The organism is Candidatus Acetatifactor stercoripullorum (genome assembly GCF_944382095.1).
Lineage (GTDB): Bacteria > Bacillota > Clostridia > Lachnospirales > Lachnospiraceae > Acetatifactor > Acetatifactor stercoripullorum.
Map to the genome: position 1 here is coordinate 1 of NZ_CALWMU010000019.1, position 20445 is coordinate 20445.

Consider the following 20445-nt stretch of genomic DNA (forward strand, 5'->3'; position numbering starts at 1 on the left):
CTGGAAAGCCATTTTGTTGCTCTGGTGTTTGTATGGAATGAATGCTCCAGAATAATACCCGGTGTTCCTACTGCATTCGCGCCACGAAGCACACCATAGTATTCTCCGTTTGTCCCCTGACGTGTTGCGGTTCTTCCACTCTGGGCAGTTCCCATCACTGCTTCCACAACCTTTGCCAGCTTCAGACCAATATCCGTGCTGCTTCCATTTAAAAGGACATATGCCACCGGATAATCCACATTTTCGTTTACACCATTGCCCACAGCGTTGGAATGGACAGAAATAAAGAGGTTACAGCCCTTGGAAGCCGCACCTCTTTCATACAATGCTCTGTCCGTATTCTGATTTGTCCTTGTGGTTACCACAACGATACCAAATGACTCCAACTCCTTCTTACTCAAAATAGAATAAAAAACAATACAAAATAGTTACTTTGACCCGTTTTTATTTTTTAATAAAATCATGGGAATTTTATAAAAGGAGAGTGCCATGAAATACTTTAATGCAGAAGAAAAAGAACTATTGTTCAAACAAATTTATCGTGAGGAGGGCCGACACAGGAAACGCAACATAGCCATTTTTGAAGTAGCCAAATACTGCGCCCTGCGTGCATCCGAGATCAGCAATTTAAAGCTTGGTTTTTATGACCGCAGCTCCTCCACCCTGTACTGCCAGCGGTTAAAAGGGTCTAACTCAAATACTTTAATGATTGTAGATCCTTATGTCCGCAAAGCGCTGAATGATTATCTTGATGAAAGGGAAAATTTATCTATCGTCTCCCAAAATCTCTTTGTATCCCAAAAAGGGTTCCCCTTTTCCAGGCAAAGAATGGATGCCTTGATGAAGTACTACTGCAGCCAGACCAATGCCATCCCTCAATATAAATGGCATATGCACGTACTCAGGCACAGCCGGGCAATCGAGCTGATTGAATCAGGATTCGATGTGAATGATGTCCAATATTGGCTTGGTCATAAAAATTCGGAAAACACGTTTAAATATCTGGAGTTTACTCCCGCCTTAAAACAAACTCTTTTTAAAAAGCTGGCTGCTTTAGAAGGTTCAGAAAAGTCCTGTGGAGATAGATATCCTTTGGATGATTCTCATATGGCCCGAAACTGCAGATATGCAGAGAGCCCTGGAAGCTGCTGCTCCAGAGCTCTCTGCATATCTAAAACGTATTTATTCCCTCTCCAGACATTCTGATATAATCAGGTCTCTGTTTTTCAATTTATGTGTGCCCTGAAAAAGCAGATTTTCGTAAAAAGCCTGCAGATAACTTGGTTCTGCATAAATCCCCTGGCTGAAATCAGCGTAGTTTGCCCTTACAAGAGCATTACGAAAATATTTCACATTCTCAGCAAAAAACTGATTGTCCAGATGAAATCCCATAGCGTTTAAATAGCATTCCATGAAGAGGGCTGTCGTCCTTGTGTTTCCCTCCATGAAAGGGTGCACCTGCCATATGTTGGAAGAAAAAACCGCAATTCTTTTCAGTATGCCTTTTTTATCTTTCACCTGCCTGTAGCTGAATTCCTTTTCCTCCTTAAAATCGTAGTCCAAAAGTGTTATTATACTTCTAAAATCTGCATATACAACACTTCTCCCACCCAGAACCGGCTCTTTCTTTTTCAGATTGTATTTTCGGTATTTCCCCGCAGAATCGTAGATATCCTTAAACAAAAATTCATGTATGCTTCTAAAAGTTTCCGGTGAAAGCGTAAAAGAAGAATTACTCAAGTAGTCAGATATTCTGGCAGAAACAATATCACATTCCATCTGCCTTTCGTCTGCTTTATCTTCCTTTGCTCCATGGCCATATCGGCTGTACAAAAGCTGGTGCACCTTCTCGTAAGAAATCTCTCCTTGTATATTCTGCTTTGCTGCTTCGATTAAGTACTCTGAAGGAACCAGGTTGTCAACCTGCTGAAGGCCGATTGCCAGCTCCCAGTTTTCCTTCCTCTTTCTCCGGTCTTTTTCATGTTCCTGCTTAAAGTAACCACTCATATTCTTTCCTTTCCCAACACGGGCTGAAACCACTAATTACGGTGCAGATATTCCTCTTTCTGCACCTGCCTGCTTTTTGTCCTGAATTCATGTTCATTTATTTTGTCTGCCTGTCCTTTGCCTGAGACAAACTATTTAATAATTGTCTTAACAGGGCATAGATGTTTCCCTTTTCTACAGCCTTTAAATAAAGACTGATTGCTTTAAGAATCTGTTGGAACTGTGGACGACCTTCCACACTTTTACCAGATTTACCTTCGTCAGAGTATTCCCTTACGATAATCATGTCTTGGTAATCAGCGTATTTATGCAATTTATCCTTTTGCACATCTAAGCTGTAACCATCTACCTGCATGGAGGTGGATACACAGGTGTAGATGTAGCATCTCTGTTGTTTTTTCATATGGTTATCAGTCTCCTTCAGATTCTGTTGTAGTACCAAGTGAAATCTCTAATAATTCTGCCGCCACCCGATGATTTTTGATACGCATTAAATTATCCCATATATCCACCTTACCAAGCAGATTCATACCGCCATGCCATACCAATTCATCATCTATAACAGCAAATCTTTCTTCAACCTCTGCCTTTGTTACTACATTTATGCCCACTTGTTTCATTTCGTTTATCAACCCATAACATACATCCGCACTGCCATAAACCACTTCTTCCGGTTCTGTCGTGATGACTGTTACATATACACCTTTTTCTTGACGCTCTTTTACTAATAATAACAATCTGTCAATCTTGTCCTGTCGTATATCCGGACTGGAAATCACAATTGATTTCTCCGCTTCTACAATATCCTGCTCAAATTTTTCCGTGTAATTACCAGAGTCATATATAGCATTAATTATCTGCTTAGTATGTTCATCACCCGTCCATATGGAAAATCCGGTACGCTTATATGTTTTCAACCTTTTGCCGTACATTTTATTAAAAAATCTCACATGGGCATCAATGTAATCATATACATAAACAGCCTCTTTACCCTCATAGTCACGATTTAATCTTCCTACATACTGTTCCAGACGCCCTTCAAAAGATACCGGTGCAGCAAGCATCAATACATCAAGCCTTGGGAAATCAAATCCTTCTCCTATCTTCTGTCCGGTTGCAACCAAAATAAGACTTTCTGTTCTAGGAACCTGCTTTAACTTTACTCGTATCTCTGCATTTTCCTTGTCAGAATTATCACCATATAAAAGAAATACATGGTCAGCTTCATTTTTCAACGCATCATACAAAAGTTTTGCATGCTCCTTAAATCTGGTTAATATAACCGGAGTCTGATTCAACACAATACTTTTCTTCACATCACTTATAATCATATCATTACGTACCTTACTTGTACTAATTAGACTATAAGCCTTGTTAATGTCATCTTTACTGTCTGCATTGTCCACAACTCTTGTATACCTCGGAACAAAATAATGACCTATTCCTTGCTCCTGTGCTCTCTCCAATGCCGTAAATCTATGGCGAAGCGGTCCAAGTAGCATATAGATAATTTTATCTAAGCTGTCTCCACGCTTCGGCGTCGCAGAAACTCCATATACATATTTTGCATTGATTTTCTGCAATAATTCCATAGATGTATTGGATGCCGCATGATGACACTCATCCATAATTACCATTCCATAAGAATTAATCAGGTCATTAAATTTACCCTTACTATACATAGAACCAACCATGGCAACATCTACAATACCAGTCAAAGTATTTTTACTGCCATGCAAAATACCTATAACACTGTCTCTCTTTTTCTTCCTGCCTGTTTTGGTTTCATACTCCGGAGGTTCTTCCTTAATCTCCAAGAATTTGTTCAGCTCATCCACCCACTGATTCAGCAAATCCTTACTCTGTAGCAAAATAAGTGTGTTTACTTTGCGTTCCGCAATCAGATAACTACACACAACCGTTTTACCAAATGCGGTTGCAGCACTTAATACACCATCTGAATATGTCAATAATTTCTCTGCCGCCAACTCCTGTTGCGTTCTCAAATCTCCTTTAAAAGAAACTCTGATCGGGCGTCCTTTTTCTTTTTGGTCAGAGATATCAACAGTAATTTCGACTTTATTACATTCCTCAATAATACGTTCTTTTAAACCTCTTGGAACCTGTATGTACCCATCAACGTCTTTACCCAAATAAACAGCACTAAAATTATAGTAATTGGAATATCCCAGTCTCTTATTTTTATAAAATTCCGGATTATCAAAAGCAGCCAGACTACGAATCTGATTTTGTATTCTCGGCATAAGATTTAGCGTGTCAATATAAACACCATTACTAAGCACCATATGTAGCTTGCCAACAACATCCGCCTTGACAAACTCACATTTCTTCTTCCATGGCTTTGGTCTGTTATTTATATCGGTACCAGCAAGCGTTCCCCGGCTTTCTGCCAACTCTGCCTGCCATTTCACCATATATTTTTCAATATCCTCTATACCTAATTTTTCTGTTTTATTCAGCAAAACATCCCACTGATTCGGATAGGCATTCCAGTTTTCATCCACAAATGCACTGTTACCATTTTTTAGTGCCTGTCCCTGTAAGGGCAATGCAATCAGATTACCGATGCTGCTTGCCACATCCTGAGACGGATACATTCTGTCATAGTAATGAAAAGATTTTAAGTTAATAGATGCAGAACCTTTATCTAGTAACAGAAATCCAAAATTTCTGGCTACAGAAGCCGGTATTGCTTTCTTAAAGAAAATCCATACATGAGCACCTTTACCGGAGCGAGAACGCTCAACCAATGGCTTAATACCATTTATCTCACACATCTTCCTAAGAGCATCTACTTCCTTATGCCATTCATTATCCGTATTGGCAAAATCTGTTGCCTCTGCGCCTTTTTCATGATTATCAAAATCAAATACAATAAATCTGCACATCCCATTGGGCAACAGCGGATATACACCTATTACATCTGAGCCATCCTCTTTGTACCCTAACAAATGTGCAATAATTTTCTTTACATCCAAGCGTGTCCACTTGGTATTTTCACATTCGTCACAGAAAGCCTTTTCACCCCGTTGTTTTGGACAAAGTCTTGCATCCCATCTATTATCACATTGTGGGAAATAACCACCATTTTTACCACGCTTTGCGTAAACATCCTCCCGTCCCCAAAACATGGCAAAAAACTTCTGTGCCATTTCTTCTGTAATATAGGGCGGATTAACAATACGCTCTCCTTGGTCTGGATCGTACTCTTCCGCATTTCCTATCGTCTCTTCAAAAGGATTGACCTCGTCATACGGAATATTCTCTTTTTTCAGTTTTTCTTTTAATATCCGATTTTCATATTCAAGAAGTCTGACGAGCTTTCTTAAAGACTCCGCATCATATGCTTCTATATTCACAAATATCACCTGCAATTCCTATGTATATAATCCCCTGTTACCTACATAAAATAAAATCCACACTTTCTTTTAATTCATCACTGAAATCTGCCAAATCAGCAGTTGTAATCACACCACTATTAATCAATGTCACAATATCGAAAATCATATTCCCTTTGCTTAATTCGAGTATTACTCCCGGATGCTTTTTATCCTTTTTTATTCGTTCTTCCAGCTTCCAGAACTTATCTGAAGCATTCTCTTCGCCTTCTAATAAATCCATATATTCCTTAACCAAGCGTTCCATATACGCTTCCTGCCAATCAACAATACACATTCTGAATAATTTCCAATCGCTTTTGGGAATTTCCATGTAAACAGCCTCCAATCTTATAAGTTAATTTCATACGTCTTGCCATTGTCCCAACGCAATTATATGTCAATTCCAACTATTTCTCAATCTAATCATCCATTCCGCCGCTGAAGCTGGCGGCACAAATAGTCATGAAAAATGGTGTGCGCCTCCCACCACTTTGTTTATAATTGTTACAGGGAACTGCACTGCAAAGCACGGTGAGGAGAGTCGAAGACTTTCTTTCAGGAATCAAATCAGTGTAAACCATATCTTTCAAGCTAACACTTAACGTAAAAACTCACCAACTGCATATAATACTATTGCAGATTTATCCGGAAATACCGTATTCATCTATGGAGCAATGGCTCCTTTTTTCTTCTAACAATCGCCGCGCACCCGCATAGCGGGTGGTTTATATTTCGCACGTTTCCGTTTCTCTGTTGAGAAACTCCAACGTACTCAACTGGGTCTATCCGACCCATAACAGAAGAGGTGACATGATGTCACCTCTCTAACGCCAGCTTCCACTGCATAGTTTTTCCAGCTGCTGGGCTGACGCATTTAAAAATGGGGGGCAGGCACATAAGAAATAGAAGCATGTATTACTACAAATTTTGTTGGCACACGTGCCAATACGTGTTATTATATTAGCAAGCAATACTAAAACAGGCTGGGTTAAGACAACCCAGCCGTCTACCAGTAGAGGCAGGTATGAATAAATTATTTTATCCGGCAATTTTTCATAAAGCAGAAGAAGGGGGATTTTGGATTACTTTCCCTGATTTTCCAGAATGTGTGACCCAGGGAGACGATATGCAGCAGACCTATGAAATGGCTGTGGAAGCCCTTGGGCTGGCTATCACCACCATGGCGACAGAAAAACAAGAGCTTCCTCCTCCAAGTGAGCCTTATAATGCTGATGCAGATTCTTTCTGCGTATTAGTTGAATTCGATTTACTCTCTTATAAAAAAAGGAACAGTTCCAGGGCTGTGAAGAAAACCCTTACTATTCCTGAGTAGCTGAATGAAGAAGCCGTCTCTCTGGGAGTGAATTTTTCACAGGTTCTGCAGGAAGCTTTGATTCAAAAGATTGATTCCATTAAATCTTCTGGCTGACAGTCTAAATAGTTACAAAGAGCTTCTATTGTTCTTGTATCAATGAAACGGGGATGGCTCTGCCGGTAGTCGTCTCCGCTCACTGTGACAGCATCATACTGTAAAAAACCAGAAAAAAGTTTTAACAAGGCAGACTTTCCTGCTCCAGGCTGGCCTCCCAGCAGGAATGCTTTCGGCCTCTCCTGCGGTGTCCTGCCCGCAGCTGCGCTTTCATAAATTCTGGCAAAGGCTGCCTGGAATTCCTCCGGTGTATAGCTTGTCCTGTCATTCATCCTGGGTTATGTCCTTTATGATTTCATTGATTATCTGAACCTTCCCCAGCATGATATGCGCCTCTTTCATGGTATCCAGTTCAAGCACCTTATTGTACAGGCTGCTCATATGCCTTGCGGTAACCGCTTCAAAGGAATCTCCATGTTCATCAATCCCGTTTTCGTCCATATGCCTGTACAGTTTCGCACTGACCCCCATAACAAACTCCTTTAGTATGGAAATCATTTCAACCACACGGCCATCCGGCCAGTCTTTAACGCTCTGCATCCCTGTCTCCTTTTACCTTTCCAAAACCTCTACTTTTACCATAAATTTTTTCAGCTGTCCCCATATCTTCCCAGCTTCATCCGATTCTGGTCTGAAATGATGAAATTCCCTTCCTTTTATCTCCCTTCCAGACAGCTTTTCCAGCCTTTCTATTCCCCGGATAATTTTGTCATCCACAGGATAACCCTCTTTTTTCAGCTCGCTGCTGATCCGCTGTATCTTCTTGAAGTATTCTCTGCAGGCTCTGCCTAACGGCCCCTTTTTATCTGCAATCTGCTCCACAGCCTGCAGCTGCTCCCTGTATGACATCTGCCTGGTGCTCTGCTGCAGCAGCTGTATCATGCCGGAGTACCTGCAGCTGAAGGATTCTATGCTTGCCTCCATCATCGCCTCCGGCTCTACACAGCTCCAGTTCAGCTCATATCCGGCAGCTGCCGCTGCACACCTGATAAATTCCCTCTGGCTGCGGCCGTTCCCTTCCCGGAAGGGATGAAGGGCATTAATTTCTCCAAGGTAAAATGCCAGGCGCTCACATATTTCCTTTTTCGTGCATCCCAGAAGATAATTTTCTTCTGCGTATTTCCGAAAAATATCCGAAGCCATATCATTCAGGAACATGGCCCTGCAGAACAAATTTGACTTTGCTATGTCAACAGTCCTTTCCTTCCCTGCCCATTCATAAATATCCTGAAATATGGCCTTATGGATTTTCTTAAGATGTTTATAGTCAAGGTTTCCCCTGGCAGGGCTTCCTGCTAATTCAAGCAGCCTCATGCTGCTCTTTTTCCTCTCATAATCCGCGAGCCTCTGGCTGTCCCGGATACCCGGTTTATTTATTAATACATTTGACCTTTCATAACAATAAATCCTGTCATGCCCTTCCGATTCAATCTGCATATCTTATCTCCCAGAAAAGCAGATGCCGTCTATTTCGGCCATTGCTTCTTCCATTGTAATCTGGCCGCGCAGATATCTCCGCATGCGGTCTGTTTCCTCTTCATTGAGCTCCATTCCTTCCATGGCCATGCTTGCTGCCACGTTTTTAATCTTTCTTTCCTCTTCTTTCTTCATTGCTCTTCTCCCCGCTTAAAGACAATAACTTTTCTACAACCAGTTTCTCAACATATTCCGGCGGCTCCCTCAGCCCTGTCTCCCAGTTTTCCAGCGTCCTTTTTGGGATGCCCAGCAGGCTGCTTACTTCCTGCTGTGTCAGGCCGCACAGACGCCTTGCTTCCCGCACCGTCATTTTTTTCACTTCCTCAATTCTGAATTTATTTCCTGTACTTATTATACCACTCATTGAGTGATATTTCAAGGTGCATATCCTGCGGACTGCATGGATTACACAATCCCCTTTTCTTTCCATCCTCCCCCGTACATGTCATGCAGCACCTCCTGCTGGATGTAATGATTCATGGTGCTTGGCGCATTGTAAAGGGCTGTCACCATATATGCCCTGATATTGGTTATCCTGGCTGCTGTGCTGCGCATCCTGCTGATCACATACTCCAGGTGGGAACTGTCCAGCTTCAGGAATTTTGCCTTCACCAGCGCATAGGGATATTCCTCCCCATTAACCTTTACCGTTCTGCGGGGCACACACACAATCTCGCAGATCAGCTCATACAGCTCATTATACAGCTCCCTGTCCTTCCGGTCAGCATGGTTCATGTAATGCTCATACTCGATATTCTTCCTGATCAGCTCCATACAGGCATTGATATCCTCCATCACATCCTGACTGGCAGATTGATTGATATGACTTAAATCAGTATAGCTATAATCAGTATAATTAGGGTTCAATTTCTGAACCTCCACAGGTTCAATTTCTGAACTTCCAGAGGTTCAAATTTTGAACTTCTGTGGAAACATCAGCATCTGCGGGGTTTTCCGGCATGCTCTCCGGTTCAGTCTCCTGCTCCGATGCCGGGCTGTTGTCTGCAGGCTCCTCATGATCTGCAGGAGGCTGCGGCGCAACAAAATTTTTGACATAAATGATATCAGGCCTGCCAAGTCCCTGTCTCTTTTTTTCAATCAGGCCGATTCCCTTCCTGCTGTCAAGCTCTGCAAGCACTTTTACGCAGGTCGCTTTTGCACATCCCAGATCTTCCATAATATCCTCAACGGTATAATGGATATACACCCGGTTCTGATGGTCAAGCCAGCCGTTTTTCATGGACAGGGCCATCCTGTCCAGCATCAGCCCGTAAAGAAGCTTTGCGTCGCTGGATAACCCTTTGAACCTCTTATCCTTTATCAGAAGCCGGGGCACCCTGTAAAAGGAAAACTGCTCCGCCTCCATGCCATAATAATAATCAAATTTGAAACCCTCTCCCATCCTGGCCAGACTCCTTTCCGCTGCTTCCTGTTTTCAATCTAAAAATATCCCTGCGGCGCAGTGCCCCGGCAAAAAAACAGGGACACTTTCCCTCAAAGCATCCCTGTAAACTGCCGTTTCCTCCGGCAGGCCTCTATTTACTTTCATTTTCAGGATTTTTTGTATTCCCCGTGTCCAGGTCTATTGCTGCGACTACAGTTATCTTCGTCACAAGCATTTTTTCCTTGCGGTTTTCATCCACATCATTGCAACTGAAAAACTCAACAAAGTGCGTAAATTCAAGGATTTCTAAGTATCTATCCTTTGTAGTCCCACCACCGTCTCGACATTCCCAGTCCACGGAAACTGGTCCACTGCCACAGCCCGCTCCACCCGGTAGCCATTGTCCAAAAACACAGCCAGGTCCCTTATCAGGCTGGTGGGCTTGCAGGATATATAGACGATATGCTCCACTCCATAGGCAATGATCTTAGGCAGCGCCTTGGGATGGATGCCGTCCCTGGGAGGATCAAGAATGATCAAATCCGGCTTTTCCTCCACCTGATCCAAAACCTTCAGCACATCCCCCGCTATGAACCGGCAGTTGTCCAAACCATTTTCCAAAGCGTTTCGTCTGGCGGCCTCCACGGCCTCCTCCACGATCTCAACGCCGATCACCTGCTTTGCCGCAGGCGCCATCAGCTGTGCAATGGTTCCCGTCCCACTGTACAGATCAAACACCGTCTGAGCAGCTTTTCCGCTCAAGCCGCGTCCCAGATCACCGATATACTCCCGGACCGTCTCATAAAGAACCTCCGCTCCATAAGAATTGGTCTGGAAGAAAGAAAATACGGAAATCTTAAAACGAAGCCCCAAAAGCTCCTCATAAAAATAATCTCTGCCGTAAAGAATGTCCGTCCTGTCGCTCTTTACCACGTCAGCCTGGGAGTCATTGGTAATGTGCAAAATACCCGCAAGAGAGCCTTGCAGTCTGCCCTCCTTTTCAAGTCCCAGAAGCATCTGGGCAAATTCCTCCGGCAGATTCACATCAGTGCTCCCCTTTTGGAATGTCTCCTGAAGATTCACATCAGCGGCTTCCTTTGTGAATGCCTCTCCGCTTTCACCCCATGGCTCCTGAGAGGTAGTCACCAGCGCCGCCAAAATTTCCCCCGTCTTTGAAGCCTTGCGCACCAATAGATGCCGCAGGTATCCCTTGTGGGTCAATCTGTGGAAAAAGGTAACACCCCTTTTTGCAAAAAAGTCCCTCGTCTCCTGCAGTATCAGCCTGTAATCCGCATCCACAAGCTTGCAGTCCTCCACGGTAACCACATCGTAAAAGCTGTTTCGCTTGTGCATGCCAAGAGAAAGAGGCCCCTCCTTATACTCATCCCCAAAGGAAAATTCCATCTTATTGCGGTACTCATACACCTTCGGACTGCCCTTAATGCCCTCCCATTTCCAAGACCCATCCTGTCTGGAAAGCACACTATCCAAAAGCCTTTTCACCTGGCCTTCCTTCACCCGAAGCTGCTCTTCATAGGGGAGGGAAAGGTATGTACACCCTCCGCACACGCCAAAATGGGAACACGGATGGCCTGTCTCAAGAGGTGATTTTTCCATCACCTCCAGCAGACGGCCTTCCGCCTTCCCTTTTCTTACCTTATTTACGCCAAGCTTCACTTTTTGTCCGGGCAGGCTCATCTTTACGACGACGGTTTCCTCCCCCACCTTCACGATTCCTTTGTTGGGGAAATCCACCCTCTCTACAATCCCTTCGTATACCTGTCCTTTTTTCATGCCGCTTCCTTCAATCCGTTATTTTTCGCTCTCGTCCTCGAAGAAATCATCATCGTCCTCTTCATCCTCGAAGTCGTCCTCAAAATCTTCCTCAAAATCTTCCAGATAATCCGGCGTAAAATAACGATACACCGCGTACGCGATGGCCGCAACAGCTGCTACCGCTCCTACGATAGCCAGCACCCACAGCAAAACGTTGCAGCTTTTCTTCTCCTCCTTTTTTCCCAAAAGATCATTGAGTTTAACCATATCCATCATATTTTCCAGCTTGCTCATAACCCTACCTGCCTTTCTCAGAAATTAATTATAGGATACCACATTCCATCAAAAATTACTACAATCTTTTCAATTTTGCAAAAGAAGCATACATAATTTTCTGCCCGGCTTTTTCAAAATTTACCGTCACCTTATAGTCCCTGGGCTCTTTTTCGATCTTAAGCACAGTGCCCTGTCCGTATTTTACATGTCTCACACTGTCTCCCACGCCATACTCCAACTCCTCCAAAGACTGAGCCGGCGCGCCCTTGGAAATACCTGCCAGCTGGTTCAAGCTGCCGATTCCCCTGGCTATGTAGGGCTTGTCCGCCTTGGCCGTCACCTTTGGCCGCAGCGTTGCCTTGGGCCTGAAGTCAAACACCTCCGGAATGGTCTCACGGAATGTTTTGGAAGCAGGCACTGAATTGTCCAAAAGCTTCGTGGGAATTTCTCTCACAAAACGGCTGATGGGATTATACTGGGTTTCCCCTCTTATCATGCGCATTTTGGCACAGGTCAGCGTCAGCTCCTCCTTGGCTCTGGTGATTCCCACATAGGCCAGTCTCCTCTCCTCCTCAAGATCGGAAGGATCCTCGGACATAATAGTCATATAGCTGGGGAACAAGCCGTCCTCCATCCCCGCAATGTACACAAAGGGAAACTCCAGGCCCTTGGCGCTGTGAAGGGTCATCAGCAGCACCCGCTCGTCGCTTCCGTCCACATTGTCGATATCCGCCACCAGGGCAATCTCCTCCAAAAATTCTGACAGGCTGGGCGTCTCATGGCTTTCCTCATAGGCCACCGCCTTGGTGATCAATTCATCTATGTTGGAAAGGCGGTCCTCAGCGGATTCATCATCCTCGCTCCTTAAATATTCCGGATACTGCGTCTGCTCCACAATTTCTCCGATCAGCTCCGCAATGGTGCAGTCCTTGGACTTTTCCCGGAAGTCCCGGATCATCCTTACAAAAGGCGCAAGCTTGCCCGCCCCTCTTCCCAGACTCATGATCTGATCCGCCTGGGTCATGGCATCAAAGAGGCTGATTCCCCGCATCTGCGCATAATCCGCCACCCTTTCTACCGTGGTGGCTCCAATGCTGCGCTTGGGCACATTGATGATACGTCTGAGAGCCAGATCGTCCTGACCGTTGTCGATAGTCTTTAAATAGGACAGAATATCCTTAACCTCTCTCCTGGAATAAAAGTTTACGCCACCCACCACATTGTAGGGAATTCCCTCCAGAATCATCCGCTCCTCTAAAAGGCGGGACTGGGCATTGGTTCGATAGAGCACCGCGCAGTCCTTGTATCCGGCATTTCCCTTTTTTACTCTGCGGGCCACATCCTCCGCAATAAACTCCGCCTCCTCAAAGGCGTTGTCAAACTGGCGGAAATGAACAAGGCTCCCGGCTCCCTTATCCGTCCAAAGCGCCTTCTCCTTCCGGCCCGTATTATTGCTGATCACTGCGTTAGCCGCATCCAGAATGCTCTGGGTGGAACGGTAATTCTGCTCCAGCTTGATCACACAGGCCTCCGGATAAACCTTTTCATAATCCAGAATATTGCGGATGTTTGCTCCTCTGAATTTATAGATGGACTGGTCATCATCTCCCACCACACAGAGATTCCGGTACTTGTCCGCCAGAAGCCGTACCAGCTCAAACTGTGCCGTATTGGTATCCTGATACTCGTCCACCATAATATAGCGGAATCTCTCCTGATAGGAGTTAAGCACCTCGGGACAGCTTTTGAACAGCTCCACCGTCTTTCCAATAATATCGTCAAAATCCAGGGCGTTATTCTTTTTTAAGGTTTCCTGATACTCTCTGTAAACCCTTGCAGTCACAGTCATAACATAATCGCCGAAGGCCTTTATCTCGTATTCCCTCACATCCACCAGCTCATCCTTGGCGGAGGAGATAGCCCCGAGAAGGGTCCTCTCCTTATAGGTTTTGGTATCTATATTGAGCCGCTTGCAGATTTCCTTCATCACCGCCTTTTGGTCGTCCGTATCGTAAATGGCAAAGTGATTGTCATAGCCCAGCCTGTCGATGTGCCTGCGCAGTATCCGCATACAGGCTGCATGAAAGGTGCTGACCCATATCTGGTCTGCGCCAAAGCCCACCAGAGCGTCCACCCGCTCCCGCATCTCCTTAGCCGCCTTATTGGTAAAGGTAATGGCCAGAATATTCCACGGGTTCACTCCCATTTCGTCAATCAGATATGCGATCCGGTGGGTCAGCACTCTGGTCTTTCCGCTTCCCGCTCCCGCCAGCAGAAGAAGGGGGCCGTCCGTCTTTAGCACAGCCTCCTTCTGCTCCCGGTTTAATGTATCATATATGCTCATAATCTCTCCTTCATCACACTTCCTTTACCGAGGAAAAATTCCAGGTTTTGATATTAAATTCCACAATAAGGCTGTCACAGTAGGCGCATCTTTTGGCTCCTACTCCCGAAATAGGGGATCCGCAGTTTGGACAGTTTAAGCCGATTCCGTCCCCGCCCAGATCATCTATCACACTTCTGTCCTGGATATAGATCATTTCTATATTGTATCTGCTCTGTTTCAATCTGTCCCTCTGGCCTTCCGTGATACTGCCGTCTTTCTCCACATAGTGAATATACCCTATTGCCGCTTGAAAAACAATACTGCAGCGTTCCCGCTGCCTGCGGTACTGGTAAATTTCCATCCGGTGCAGCTGCATCTCCTCAAAATGCTCTCGAAGCCCTGCTTTTTGCAGCGCGCCAATCCGCAGCCTGAGATTTTCTCGAAACTGGCTGGTTCCCTCTGTGAGAAGTCCTTCATTCATGGCGTCTATGCTTCTCAAATAGGAAAGCAGCACATTCTCGGCCCTGCTCTTCATCTCCTCATAATGAAACCCTGGAAAATCCTGCAGAATAGAGGGCAGATACAAGCCCGTGGCTGAGGACACAGACTTGGGCGTAAGCTCCTCCTCCCGTTCCATGCTCTTTACGCCGTCCACCAGGGACTCTGTTCCAAACAGCATCCGGGAGTAGTATCGCACCTTTCTGCGTATCCTGATAAAAACATAAAACAAAATCACTATGACAGCTAAAATCAAGAGAAGAATCACTATTACACCAATCTGCTTACCGTCCACTTGTCCGTCTCCCAAAAAAAGTCGCAGCAGACGCCCCGCAGAAATCCCACAGGGCATACTGCTGCGATATACTTACATCAACGCTTGTCGCTGTCGTCAAAGATATCGCCGCATTCCGGGCAAAATTTAGGGGGATGCGCCGGATCCTCCGGCTCCCAGCCGCATTTGTCACACTTAAAAATCGGAGCGCCTTCCGGCCTCTTTGCACCGCAGTTCATACAGAATTTTCCCTGGTTTACGGTGCCGCAGGAACAGGTCCATCCCGCCTGGGAGGGCTTTGGCTGTCCGCAGTTGGTACAGAATTTCCCCTGGTTTACAGTGCCGCAGGAACAGGTCCATCCCGGCACCGCAGCAGCAGCACCCTGGTTCTGCGCCATCTGAGTGCCTGCGCCTGCCGCCTGCATACCCAGTCCGGCTCCCACTGCATTCATGGCACCCATCATGCCTCCGGCTCCTCCAGCCATGGCCGGAGCGCCCGGGTCCTGCATTCCCATCCGGTTCATCATGGTGCTTCCCATGGCATCCGCCATGTTCAATCCCATGAATCCTACGAGAGCGCCGCCTGCATTCTGGGAAGCGCCCACCAGGGATTCCGCTCTGGCCGTGTTCATCTTCGCCCTGGCAATTCTGTCGCTGGCTCCCGTAGCCTCTCTCTGAAGCTCCTTGATGTACTCCTGATCCTCCTCAGACAAGGTGGCCGAATTGATGCTTACCGTGACAATCTCAATGCCCCGCAGATCCCTCCACTGTACGGAAAGCGTCTCCCGCAGCGCATTGGAAATTTCCATGCTGTGGGCGGGCAGCATACTATAACGGATACCCATAGCCGAAATCTTTGCAAAGGCCGGCTGCAAAGCGTTTAAAAATTCCGACTTCATCTGCGTCATCAGCTCTGTTCTGGTATAGCTTTCAGACACATTGCTGCATATTTTCTTATAAAATACCAGCGGATCCGCAATCTTAAAGGAATACTGTCCATTACAGCGGATGGAAGCATCCATATCCAGCATAATATTTTCGTCCACCACCCGGAACGGAATAGGACTTGCCGTTCCAAAGAGATTATTCATAATTTCCTTGGTATTGATAAAATAAACCCTCTGGTCCCTGGGCGCGTTTCCGCCGAAGGTAAAACGCTTGCCGATACTGCTGAAGGTATTCTTCAGCCCTTCCCCAAGCCCTCCGTAAAAAAGGCTGGGCTCCGCTGAGGAATCATAGACAAATTCACCTGCATCCGCGCAGAAATCCGTGATTTCACCCTGATCTACAAGAAGCATGCACTGCCCCTCGTTTACCGCGATGATGGAACCATTGGTAATGATATTGTCAACTCCCTTTGTGTTGCTGTTTCTTCCAGCTGTAACCCTCTTTTGTCCTTTTACAACCAGTGTGTCATTATTCAGAGAGTCACAGTAAAAATACTCCCGCCACTGATCCGCCATCATTGAGCCGATGGCATCCTTTGCCGCTTTAATTAATCCCATTTGCACATCCTCCGCTTTTTTATTCTGGAGTAAATACCCCTCCTCATCATTTTAGCAAATTTCAATGCGCCGCTCAACCATTTTCATAAATATTCTTTACAAACGCATCTTTTTCAACTAAACTGATAGAGTACGATTTTTACATCCGACTCATTAATTTTACCACGAAGGAATGATATCACTATGGGAAAAAAAGCTACAAAGGCTGCAGATAATATGTATTATCTTGCACGTTCCGAGGCCGCAAAGGAAAATGAGGCTCTTACCAGCCGGGAAAAGGCCGCTGAGCTTTTAGGCATCGACAGAACACGTCTTGCCCGGATTGAGCTGGACACCATCGCCCCTTACCCTGAAGAGGTCAAGGCCATGTCTAAGGTGTACAATACACCGGAGCTGTCCAACTCTTACTGTGCAAGGGAATGTCCCCTGGGACGCAACAGCGTAAAGGAAGTGGCCATCGATGACTTTGACAGACTGGCGCTTAAGGTGCTTGGTTCCCTTAAGGACATCGACAGTCTCAGGGCCTCCCTGATTGCCATCTCCGAGGACGGCGTGATTGAGGCCAGTGAGCAGAAGGCCTTTCAGGCCATCCTAGATTCCCTTGAAAAAATCAGCACCAACGCCAAGGCCCTGCGGCTTTGGGCTATAAAAAACATCCGGCTGAACGATACCTGAAACGTCCGCCGGATGTTTTTTTATGAAAATCTCTTACTGACTGGCTGCTTTTTTGGCAAATTCCGTAGTCACAAGGTCCTCGTAAGGAACCGTCTCCTCTAACACCTTGGAATCCTTCAGAATATTCTGCAGAAGCATAAAGGACTCCTCCTCAAAAATAAGGTCTGTCTTCCAGGTATCCTGATTGTGATACCGTTCCACAATGGTGGTGATGGTTGCAAGCTCTGTCTCAGGAAACTGAGGCGCGATCACCTCCGCAATCTCTGCCGGGGTGTGGGAAGCCACATAGTCCATTCCCTTCTGCAGTGCGTTTGTAAATGCCTGCACAATCTCCGGATGATCCTCCAGATAACTTTTCTTCGCAGAAAAGGAGGTATAGGGCACATAACCCGAATCCTCCCCCAGAGAGGCTGCCACATAGCCGTCCCCCTTTTCCTCCAGCGCCGTGGCATGAGGCTCAAACTCCACCGTGTAGTCCCCCTGGCCGCCGGAAAAGGCCGCTGCCGTGGACCCAAAATCGATGCTTTGGTCGATGGTCAGATCCGCTTTTGGATCAATACCGTTTTTGTTTAAAATGTACTCAAATACCATTTCCGGCATGCCGCCTGCCCTGCCGCCCAGCACCGTTTTGCCTTTCAGCATATCCCAGGTGAAATTTTCCACCGGTTCCCTGGATACCAGGAAATTACCGGCCCGCTGTGTCAGCTGGGCAAAATTCACCACATAGTCCTGAGTGCCTCCCACGTAAGTATAAATGGTGCTCTCGCTGCCCATGAACCCGATATCCGCCTGATCTGTGAGCACCGCCGTCATGGTTTTGTCGGCGCCAAACCCGGTGACCAGAGTCAGCTCAATCCCTTCCTCCGCAAAATATCCTTCTTCGATGGCAACATACATGGGCGCATAAAAGATAGAATGCGCCACCTCGTTTAAAACAACCTCCGTCCCGCCGTCCGTCTGCTTTTCTTCCTTCCCGCTGCAGGCGGTAAATCCTGCCGCGGCAATAAGTACGGCCAGCGCCGCCGCACCGGCCCTTTTTAAACATTTCTTTTTCATAGGAACTCCCTTTATGGTGTTGCTTTATCCTATGAAAATCCTCCAAAAAAGTGCCTGGCACAGCTTCTGTTTTATAGATTCGCCTTTATCTTCTCTATCATCTGCTGGTATTCTTCATCGGAAAGAAAGGTTTTTCCAGGATTCATCTGGAAGGTTCCTCCCCACTCATCCCCGTCCTTATACTTGGGCACCAGGTGCATATGCAGATGGCAGCCTGTATCTCCGTAAGCGCCGTAATTAAGCTTGTCTGGATGAAATGCCGCGTGGATGGCTCTTGCCGCATGGGCTACGTCCTCCATAAACGCATTTCTCTCCTGCTCGGAAATATCCACGATCTCACTAACATGGTCTTTATAGGCAACAATGCACCGACCAGGTTTGCTCTGCTCCTTAAACAAAATCAGGCTGCTTACCTTAAGCTCGCAGATAAAAATCCCAAACTTTTCCAGCAGCTCTCCTCTCATGCAGTAACCGCAATTTACATCTTTCATATCCTGTCCTCCCTTATCACCCTGGCGATATTCTCAGGGTTCCTGTTTAAGATCAGCTCTGGCGGAAAATCCACCTGATCAATCAGCGCAAGCGCCGCGTCAAAACGTCCCACGTCACAGCAAATATGGCTGTCCGAGCCCAGAAGAATAGAAACCCCATGCTTTTTGCAGGCCTTCAAAAGCTCCGTAATGTTCTCCCTTCCGCCCTTTCTCGCAGACAGGGGGTGCAGAGAGGAATTATTCACCTCCAGGGCCTTTTTCTCCTTTGCCGCCGCCTGGGCCAGCATTTCATAATCCAATGGATATCTGGAATCATCCGGGTGTCCCAGGATTTTTACAAAAGGATTTTTTAAGGCCATGATGCAGGCTTTTGTATTCTCCTCTACGCTTCCGGGCTTCACACAGGGCAAATGGAGGCTGGCAATGATATAATCCATTTTCTCCTGGAGAGCGTCGTCGATGTCCAAATGTCCCTCATAATCCATAATATTGGCCTCAATGCCGCATAAAAGCCGCAGGTCTCCATACTGTCTGGGAATCACTTTATAGTTGGAAAAGAAAAAAACGTGGGGTCCGCCGGGCATTGCCGGTCCGTGCTCGCTCAACCCCAGAAACAAAAGTCCCGCTTCCTTTGCAGCCTCTATGTTTTCCCTTAAAGTACTGTACCCATGGCCGCTTGCCATAGTATGCGTATGCAGGTCCATCACCATTTTCATTTTTGTTCCATCCTGTTTCCTTATTTCTTTTTCGTCTCGTGCTTGTCCCCACCGGTTCCAGCCTGAGATGCACTCAGGCCATCCACCATCTTTTCGATGATCAGCTTTTTTACATAGACATCAAATGCAAGCATACAGATAAAGGCAAATTTCCGCAGAAAATCCCCGCTTTCCTCAGGCGCATTCTGAAAGGTTTCCTCGGACTGCTTATATTTTTCAAGCACATCCGCCTTCAGCGCCTCCACCTGAGCCTTTTCCAGGGCAAATACCTCCCTGTAGACGCTTTCCAGATTGAATTCCTTTCCGTTCTGGAAAAACTGCCGGGATATGGGAGACAGCAGTGCCTGTATGTCGTTGATGGACAAAATGTTTTTGTAGTAATAAATAAAGATGAGCAGAAGAACATGCTCTCTGGAATATTTCTTTTTTACAGGAGGCGGAAGCAGATCGTTTTTGGCATAGTTATTGATCATTGTCTTTGTAAGAATCTTATCCTCCTCCGGATATCTTGCAGAGGAACGCAGCTTCCCATCCATAAAGGTAGTGACCTGATCCATATAAAGGTCAATATTGGGAATGTCCTCCGGCTTGATCACTTCAATTCTGTCCAGGCTTGACATTATGCTGTTTAATAAATCGTCAGAATCAATCGTCATGTAACCCTAAGCCCCTTCCTTCTTTGCGGCTGTCCTCTTTCGCACCGCATCAGTTATATTATATAGTATTCAATACTACATGACAACACTTTATTTTACAATCTTTTCTCGATAATTTAAGGAATTCTTTCCCGGCCTCACTTTACTTTACAACTTTAATATGATAAAATGACCATGAAAAAGGCAAACGGTGAGGTGCTTTATTTATGAACAAAAAAATCAAGACAGAAGCGGTAGATTCCTTGTTTGATGCCATCCTGAGCCTTGAGAGCCGCGAGGAATGCTACATTTTTTTTGAGGATCTGTGTACAGTCAATGAGCTGCTTTCCCTTTCCCAGCGGTTCGAGGTTGCCGCCATGCTTAAGTGTGGCAGAACCTATCTGGAGATAGCCGAAAAAACAGGAGCCTCCACGGCCACCATCAGCCGTGTCAACCGATCCTTAAATTATGGAAATGACGGCTACGAGCTTGTATTTGACAGAATCGGAAAGTAAAAAAC

Annotated in this window: 22 protein-coding genes and 2 pseudogenes; 4 read left to right on the forward strand and 20 right to left on the reverse strand. The window is 45.9% G+C overall.

Annotated elements, in window-relative coordinates; translation table 11 throughout:
- A partial coding sequence (locus SHK35_RS07225; protein ID WP_318709242.1) for an N-acetylmuramoyl-L-alanine amidase occupies positions 1–386 on the reverse strand: 386 nt, incomplete at its 3' end.
- 103 nt (positions 387–489) lie between these two features.
- On the opposite strand from SHK35_RS07225, the gene SHK35_RS07230 reads away from it, so the two are divergent.
- Positions 490–1206: a tyrosine-type recombinase/integrase gene (locus tag SHK35_RS07230; protein WP_318709243.1), complete on the forward strand. Its 717-nt coding sequence runs from the start codon at positions 490–492 to the stop codon at positions 1204–1206.
- Here SHK35_RS07230 and SHK35_RS07235 read toward each other — a convergent pair.
- The 4 genes and pseudogenes from SHK35_RS07235 to SHK35_RS07250 form a co-directional block, all read right to left on the reverse strand.
- The gene (locus tag SHK35_RS07235) at positions 1183–2007 is read right to left on the reverse strand and encodes a Fic family protein (RefSeq protein WP_318709244.1); all 825 of its coding nucleotides are present in this window, start codon (positions 2005–2007) and stop codon (positions 1183–1185) included. The genes SHK35_RS07230 and SHK35_RS07235 overlap by 24 nt on opposite strands.
- 204 nt (positions 2008–2211) lie before the next feature.
- Positions 2212–2410, reverse strand: a pseudogene (locus tag SHK35_RS14195) (recombinase family protein); the annotation flags it as partial.
- 7 nt (positions 2411–2417) lie between these two features.
- The gene (locus SHK35_RS07245) at positions 2418–5387 is read right to left on the reverse strand and encodes a TOTE conflict system archaeo-eukaryotic primase domain-containing protein (protein WP_318709245.1); all 2970 of its coding nucleotides are present in this window, start codon (positions 5385–5387) and stop codon (positions 2418–2420) included.
- A gap of 37 nt (positions 5388–5424) precedes the next feature.
- Positions 5425–5739, reverse strand: coding sequence for a multidrug transporter (locus SHK35_RS07250; protein WP_318709246.1), 315 nt, complete (start codon positions 5737–5739; stop codon positions 5425–5427).
- Between the two features lie 693 nt (positions 5740–6432).
- Here SHK35_RS07250 and SHK35_RS07255 point away from each other — a divergent pair.
- Entirely contained in the window at positions 6433–6741 is a 309-nt protein-coding gene (locus SHK35_RS07255) for a type II toxin-antitoxin system HicB family antitoxin (protein ID WP_318709247.1), read from the forward strand.
- A 62-nt stretch (positions 6742–6803) separates the two neighbouring features.
- Here SHK35_RS07255 and SHK35_RS07260 read toward each other — a convergent pair whose 3' ends face one another.
- The 11 genes and pseudogenes from SHK35_RS07260 to SHK35_RS07310 form a co-directional block, all read right to left on the reverse strand.
- On the reverse strand, positions 6804–7109 hold the full coding sequence (locus SHK35_RS07260) for a zeta toxin family protein (protein ID WP_318709248.1): 306 nt from the start codon (positions 7107–7109) through the stop codon (positions 6804–6806).
- Positions 7102–7377 (reverse strand): hypothetical protein, encoded by a 276-nt coding sequence (locus tag SHK35_RS07265; protein ID WP_318709249.1) that lies wholly within the window; start codon positions 7375–7377, stop codon positions 7102–7104. The genes SHK35_RS07260 and SHK35_RS07265 overlap by 8 nt, the downstream gene beginning before the upstream one ends.
- A 12-nt stretch (positions 7378–7389) precedes the next feature.
- Positions 7390–8274 (reverse strand): Fic/DOC family protein, encoded by an 885-nt coding sequence (locus tag SHK35_RS07270; protein ID WP_318709250.1) that lies wholly within the window; start codon positions 8272–8274, stop codon positions 7390–7392.
- 3 nt (positions 8275–8277) lie between these two features.
- Entirely contained in the window at positions 8278–8448 is a 171-nt protein-coding gene (locus SHK35_RS07275) for an antitoxin VbhA family protein (protein ID WP_318709252.1), read from the reverse strand.
- Positions 8420–8623: a helix-turn-helix domain-containing protein gene (locus SHK35_RS07280; RefSeq protein ID WP_318709253.1), complete on the reverse strand. Its 204-nt coding sequence runs from the start codon at positions 8621–8623 to the stop codon at positions 8420–8422. Before SHK35_RS07280 ends, SHK35_RS07275 begins: the two co-directional genes overlap by 29 nt.
- Before the next feature lie 95 nt (positions 8624–8718).
- A pseudogene (locus SHK35_RS14200) lies at positions 8719–9715 on the reverse strand (DUF6017 domain-containing protein).
- A 288-nt stretch (positions 9716–10003) separates the two neighbouring features.
- Positions 10004–11491, reverse strand: coding sequence for a class I SAM-dependent RNA methyltransferase (locus SHK35_RS07290; protein WP_318709254.1), 1488 nt, complete (start codon positions 11489–11491; stop codon positions 10004–10006).
- An 18-nt stretch (positions 11492–11509) separates the two neighbouring features.
- Positions 11510–11767 (reverse strand): DUF4366 domain-containing protein, encoded by a 258-nt coding sequence (locus tag SHK35_RS07295; RefSeq protein ID WP_318709255.1) that lies wholly within the window; start codon positions 11765–11767, stop codon positions 11510–11512.
- Positions 11768–11825: 58 nt separating this feature from the next.
- Positions 11826–14093, reverse strand: coding sequence for a DNA helicase PcrA (gene pcrA, locus SHK35_RS07300; RefSeq protein ID WP_318709256.1), 2268 nt, complete (start codon positions 14091–14093; stop codon positions 11826–11828).
- Between the two features lie 13 nt (positions 14094–14106).
- A complete protein-coding gene (locus SHK35_RS07305) occupies positions 14107–14868 on the reverse strand; it encodes a hypothetical protein (RefSeq protein WP_318709257.1) in 762 nt (253 codons plus the stop codon).
- Between the two features lie 77 nt (positions 14869–14945).
- A complete protein-coding gene (locus tag SHK35_RS07310) occupies positions 14946–16352 on the reverse strand; it encodes an SPFH domain-containing protein (RefSeq protein ID WP_318709258.1) in 1407 nt (468 codons plus the stop codon).
- A gap of 183 nt (positions 16353–16535) precedes the next feature.
- Between SHK35_RS07310 and SHK35_RS07315 the strand changes: the two genes are divergently transcribed.
- Positions 16536–17027, forward strand: a complete 492-nt coding sequence (locus tag SHK35_RS07315; RefSeq protein ID WP_318704481.1) for a helix-turn-helix domain-containing protein — start codon at positions 16536–16538, stop codon at positions 17025–17027.
- Between the two features lie 33 nt (positions 17028–17060).
- Here SHK35_RS07315 and SHK35_RS07320 read toward each other — a convergent pair whose 3' ends face one another.
- The 4 genes from SHK35_RS07320 to SHK35_RS07335 all read right to left on the reverse strand — a co-directional run bounded on the left by SHK35_RS07320 (position 17061) and on the right by SHK35_RS07335 (position 19946).
- Positions 17061–18083 (reverse strand): ABC transporter substrate-binding protein, encoded by a 1023-nt coding sequence (locus SHK35_RS07320; RefSeq protein ID WP_318709259.1) that lies wholly within the window; start codon positions 18081–18083, stop codon positions 17061–17063.
- Positions 18084–18154: 71 nt separating this feature from the next.
- Positions 18155–18574: an HIT family protein gene (locus tag SHK35_RS07325; protein WP_318704479.1), complete on the reverse strand. Its 420-nt coding sequence runs from the start codon at positions 18572–18574 to the stop codon at positions 18155–18157.
- Positions 18571–19290 carry a phosphatase gene (locus SHK35_RS07330; RefSeq protein WP_318704478.1) on the reverse strand — a complete coding sequence of 240 codons (720 nt, stop codon included), beginning with the start codon at positions 19288–19290 and terminating at the stop codon, positions 18571–18573. Before SHK35_RS07330 ends, SHK35_RS07325 begins: the two co-directional genes overlap by 4 nt.
- A gap of 20 nt (positions 19291–19310) precedes the next feature.
- The gene (locus SHK35_RS07335; RefSeq protein ID WP_318704477.1) at positions 19311–19946 is read right to left on the reverse strand and encodes a DUF1836 domain-containing protein; all 636 of its coding nucleotides are present in this window, start codon (positions 19944–19946) and stop codon (positions 19311–19313) included.
- Between the two features lie 206 nt (positions 19947–20152).
- Between SHK35_RS07335 and SHK35_RS07340 the strand changes: the two genes are divergently transcribed.
- A complete protein-coding gene (locus SHK35_RS07340; protein WP_318709260.1) occupies positions 20153–20440 on the forward strand; it encodes a YerC/YecD family TrpR-related protein in 288 nt (95 codons plus the stop codon).
- Positions 20441–20445 lie beyond the last annotated feature (5 nt).

Excerpts from the sequence above, each read along its gene's own strand:
- SHK35_RS07230 (WP_318709243.1), top strand. The coding sequence starts at position 490 with ATGAAATACTTTAATGCAGAAGAAAAAGAACTATTGTTCAAACAAATT.
- SHK35_RS07235 (WP_318709244.1), bottom strand. The coding sequence starts at position 2,007 with ATGAGTGGTTACTTTAAGCAGGAACATGAAAAAGACCGGAGAAAGAGG.
- SHK35_RS07250 (WP_318709246.1), bottom strand. The coding sequence starts at position 5,739 with ATGGAAATTCCCAAAAGCGATTGGAAATTATTCAGAATGTGTATTGTT.
- SHK35_RS07255 (WP_318709247.1), top strand. The coding sequence starts at position 6,433 with ATGAATAAATTATTTTATCCGGCAATTTTTCATAAAGCAGAAGAAGGG.
- SHK35_RS07260 (WP_318709248.1), bottom strand. The coding sequence starts at position 7,109 with ATGAATGACAGGACAAGCTATACACCGGAGGAATTCCAGGCAGCCTTT.
- SHK35_RS07265 (WP_318709249.1), bottom strand. The coding sequence starts at position 7,377 with ATGCAGAGCGTTAAAGACTGGCCGGATGGCCGTGTGGTTGAAATGATT.
- SHK35_RS07270 (WP_318709250.1), bottom strand. The coding sequence starts at position 8,274 with ATGCAGATTGAATCGGAAGGGCATGACAGGATTTATTGTTATGAAAGG.
- SHK35_RS07275 (WP_318709252.1), bottom strand. The coding sequence starts at position 8,448 with ATGAAGAAAGAAGAGGAAAGAAAGATTAAAAACGTGGCAGCAAGCATG.
- SHK35_RS07280 (WP_318709253.1), bottom strand. The coding sequence starts at position 8,623 with ATGACGGTGCGGGAAGCAAGGCGTCTGTGCGGCCTGACACAGCAGGAA.
- SHK35_RS07290 (WP_318709254.1), bottom strand. The coding sequence starts at position 11,491 with ATGAAAAAAGGACAGGTATACGAAGGGATTGTAGAGAGGGTGGATTTC.
- SHK35_RS07295 (WP_318709255.1), bottom strand. The coding sequence starts at position 11,767 with ATGAGCAAGCTGGAAAATATGATGGATATGGTTAAACTCAATGATCTT.
- pcrA (WP_318709256.1), bottom strand. The coding sequence starts at position 14,093 with ATGAGCATATATGATACATTAAACCGGGAGCAGAAGGAGGCTGTGCTA.
- SHK35_RS07310 (WP_318709258.1), bottom strand. The coding sequence starts at position 16,352 with ATGGGATTAATTAAAGCGGCAAAGGATGCCATCGGCTCAATGATGGCG.
- SHK35_RS07315 (WP_318704481.1), top strand. The coding sequence starts at position 16,536 with ATGGGAAAAAAAGCTACAAAGGCTGCAGATAATATGTATTATCTTGCA.
- SHK35_RS07320 (WP_318709259.1), bottom strand. The coding sequence starts at position 18,083 with ATGAAAAAGAAATGTTTAAAAAGGGCCGGTGCGGCGGCGCTGGCCGTA.
- SHK35_RS07325 (WP_318704479.1), bottom strand. The coding sequence starts at position 18,574 with ATGAAAGATGTAAATTGCGGTTACTGCATGAGAGGAGAGCTGCTGGAA.
- SHK35_RS07330 (WP_318704478.1), bottom strand. The coding sequence starts at position 19,290 with ATGAAAATGGTGATGGACCTGCATACGCATACTATGGCAAGCGGCCAT.
- SHK35_RS07335 (WP_318704477.1), bottom strand. The coding sequence starts at position 19,946 with ATGACGATTGATTCTGACGATTTATTAAACAGCATAATGTCAAGCCTG.
- SHK35_RS07340 (WP_318709260.1), top strand. The coding sequence starts at position 20,153 with ATGAACAAAAAAATCAAGACAGAAGCGGTAGATTCCTTGTTTGATGCC.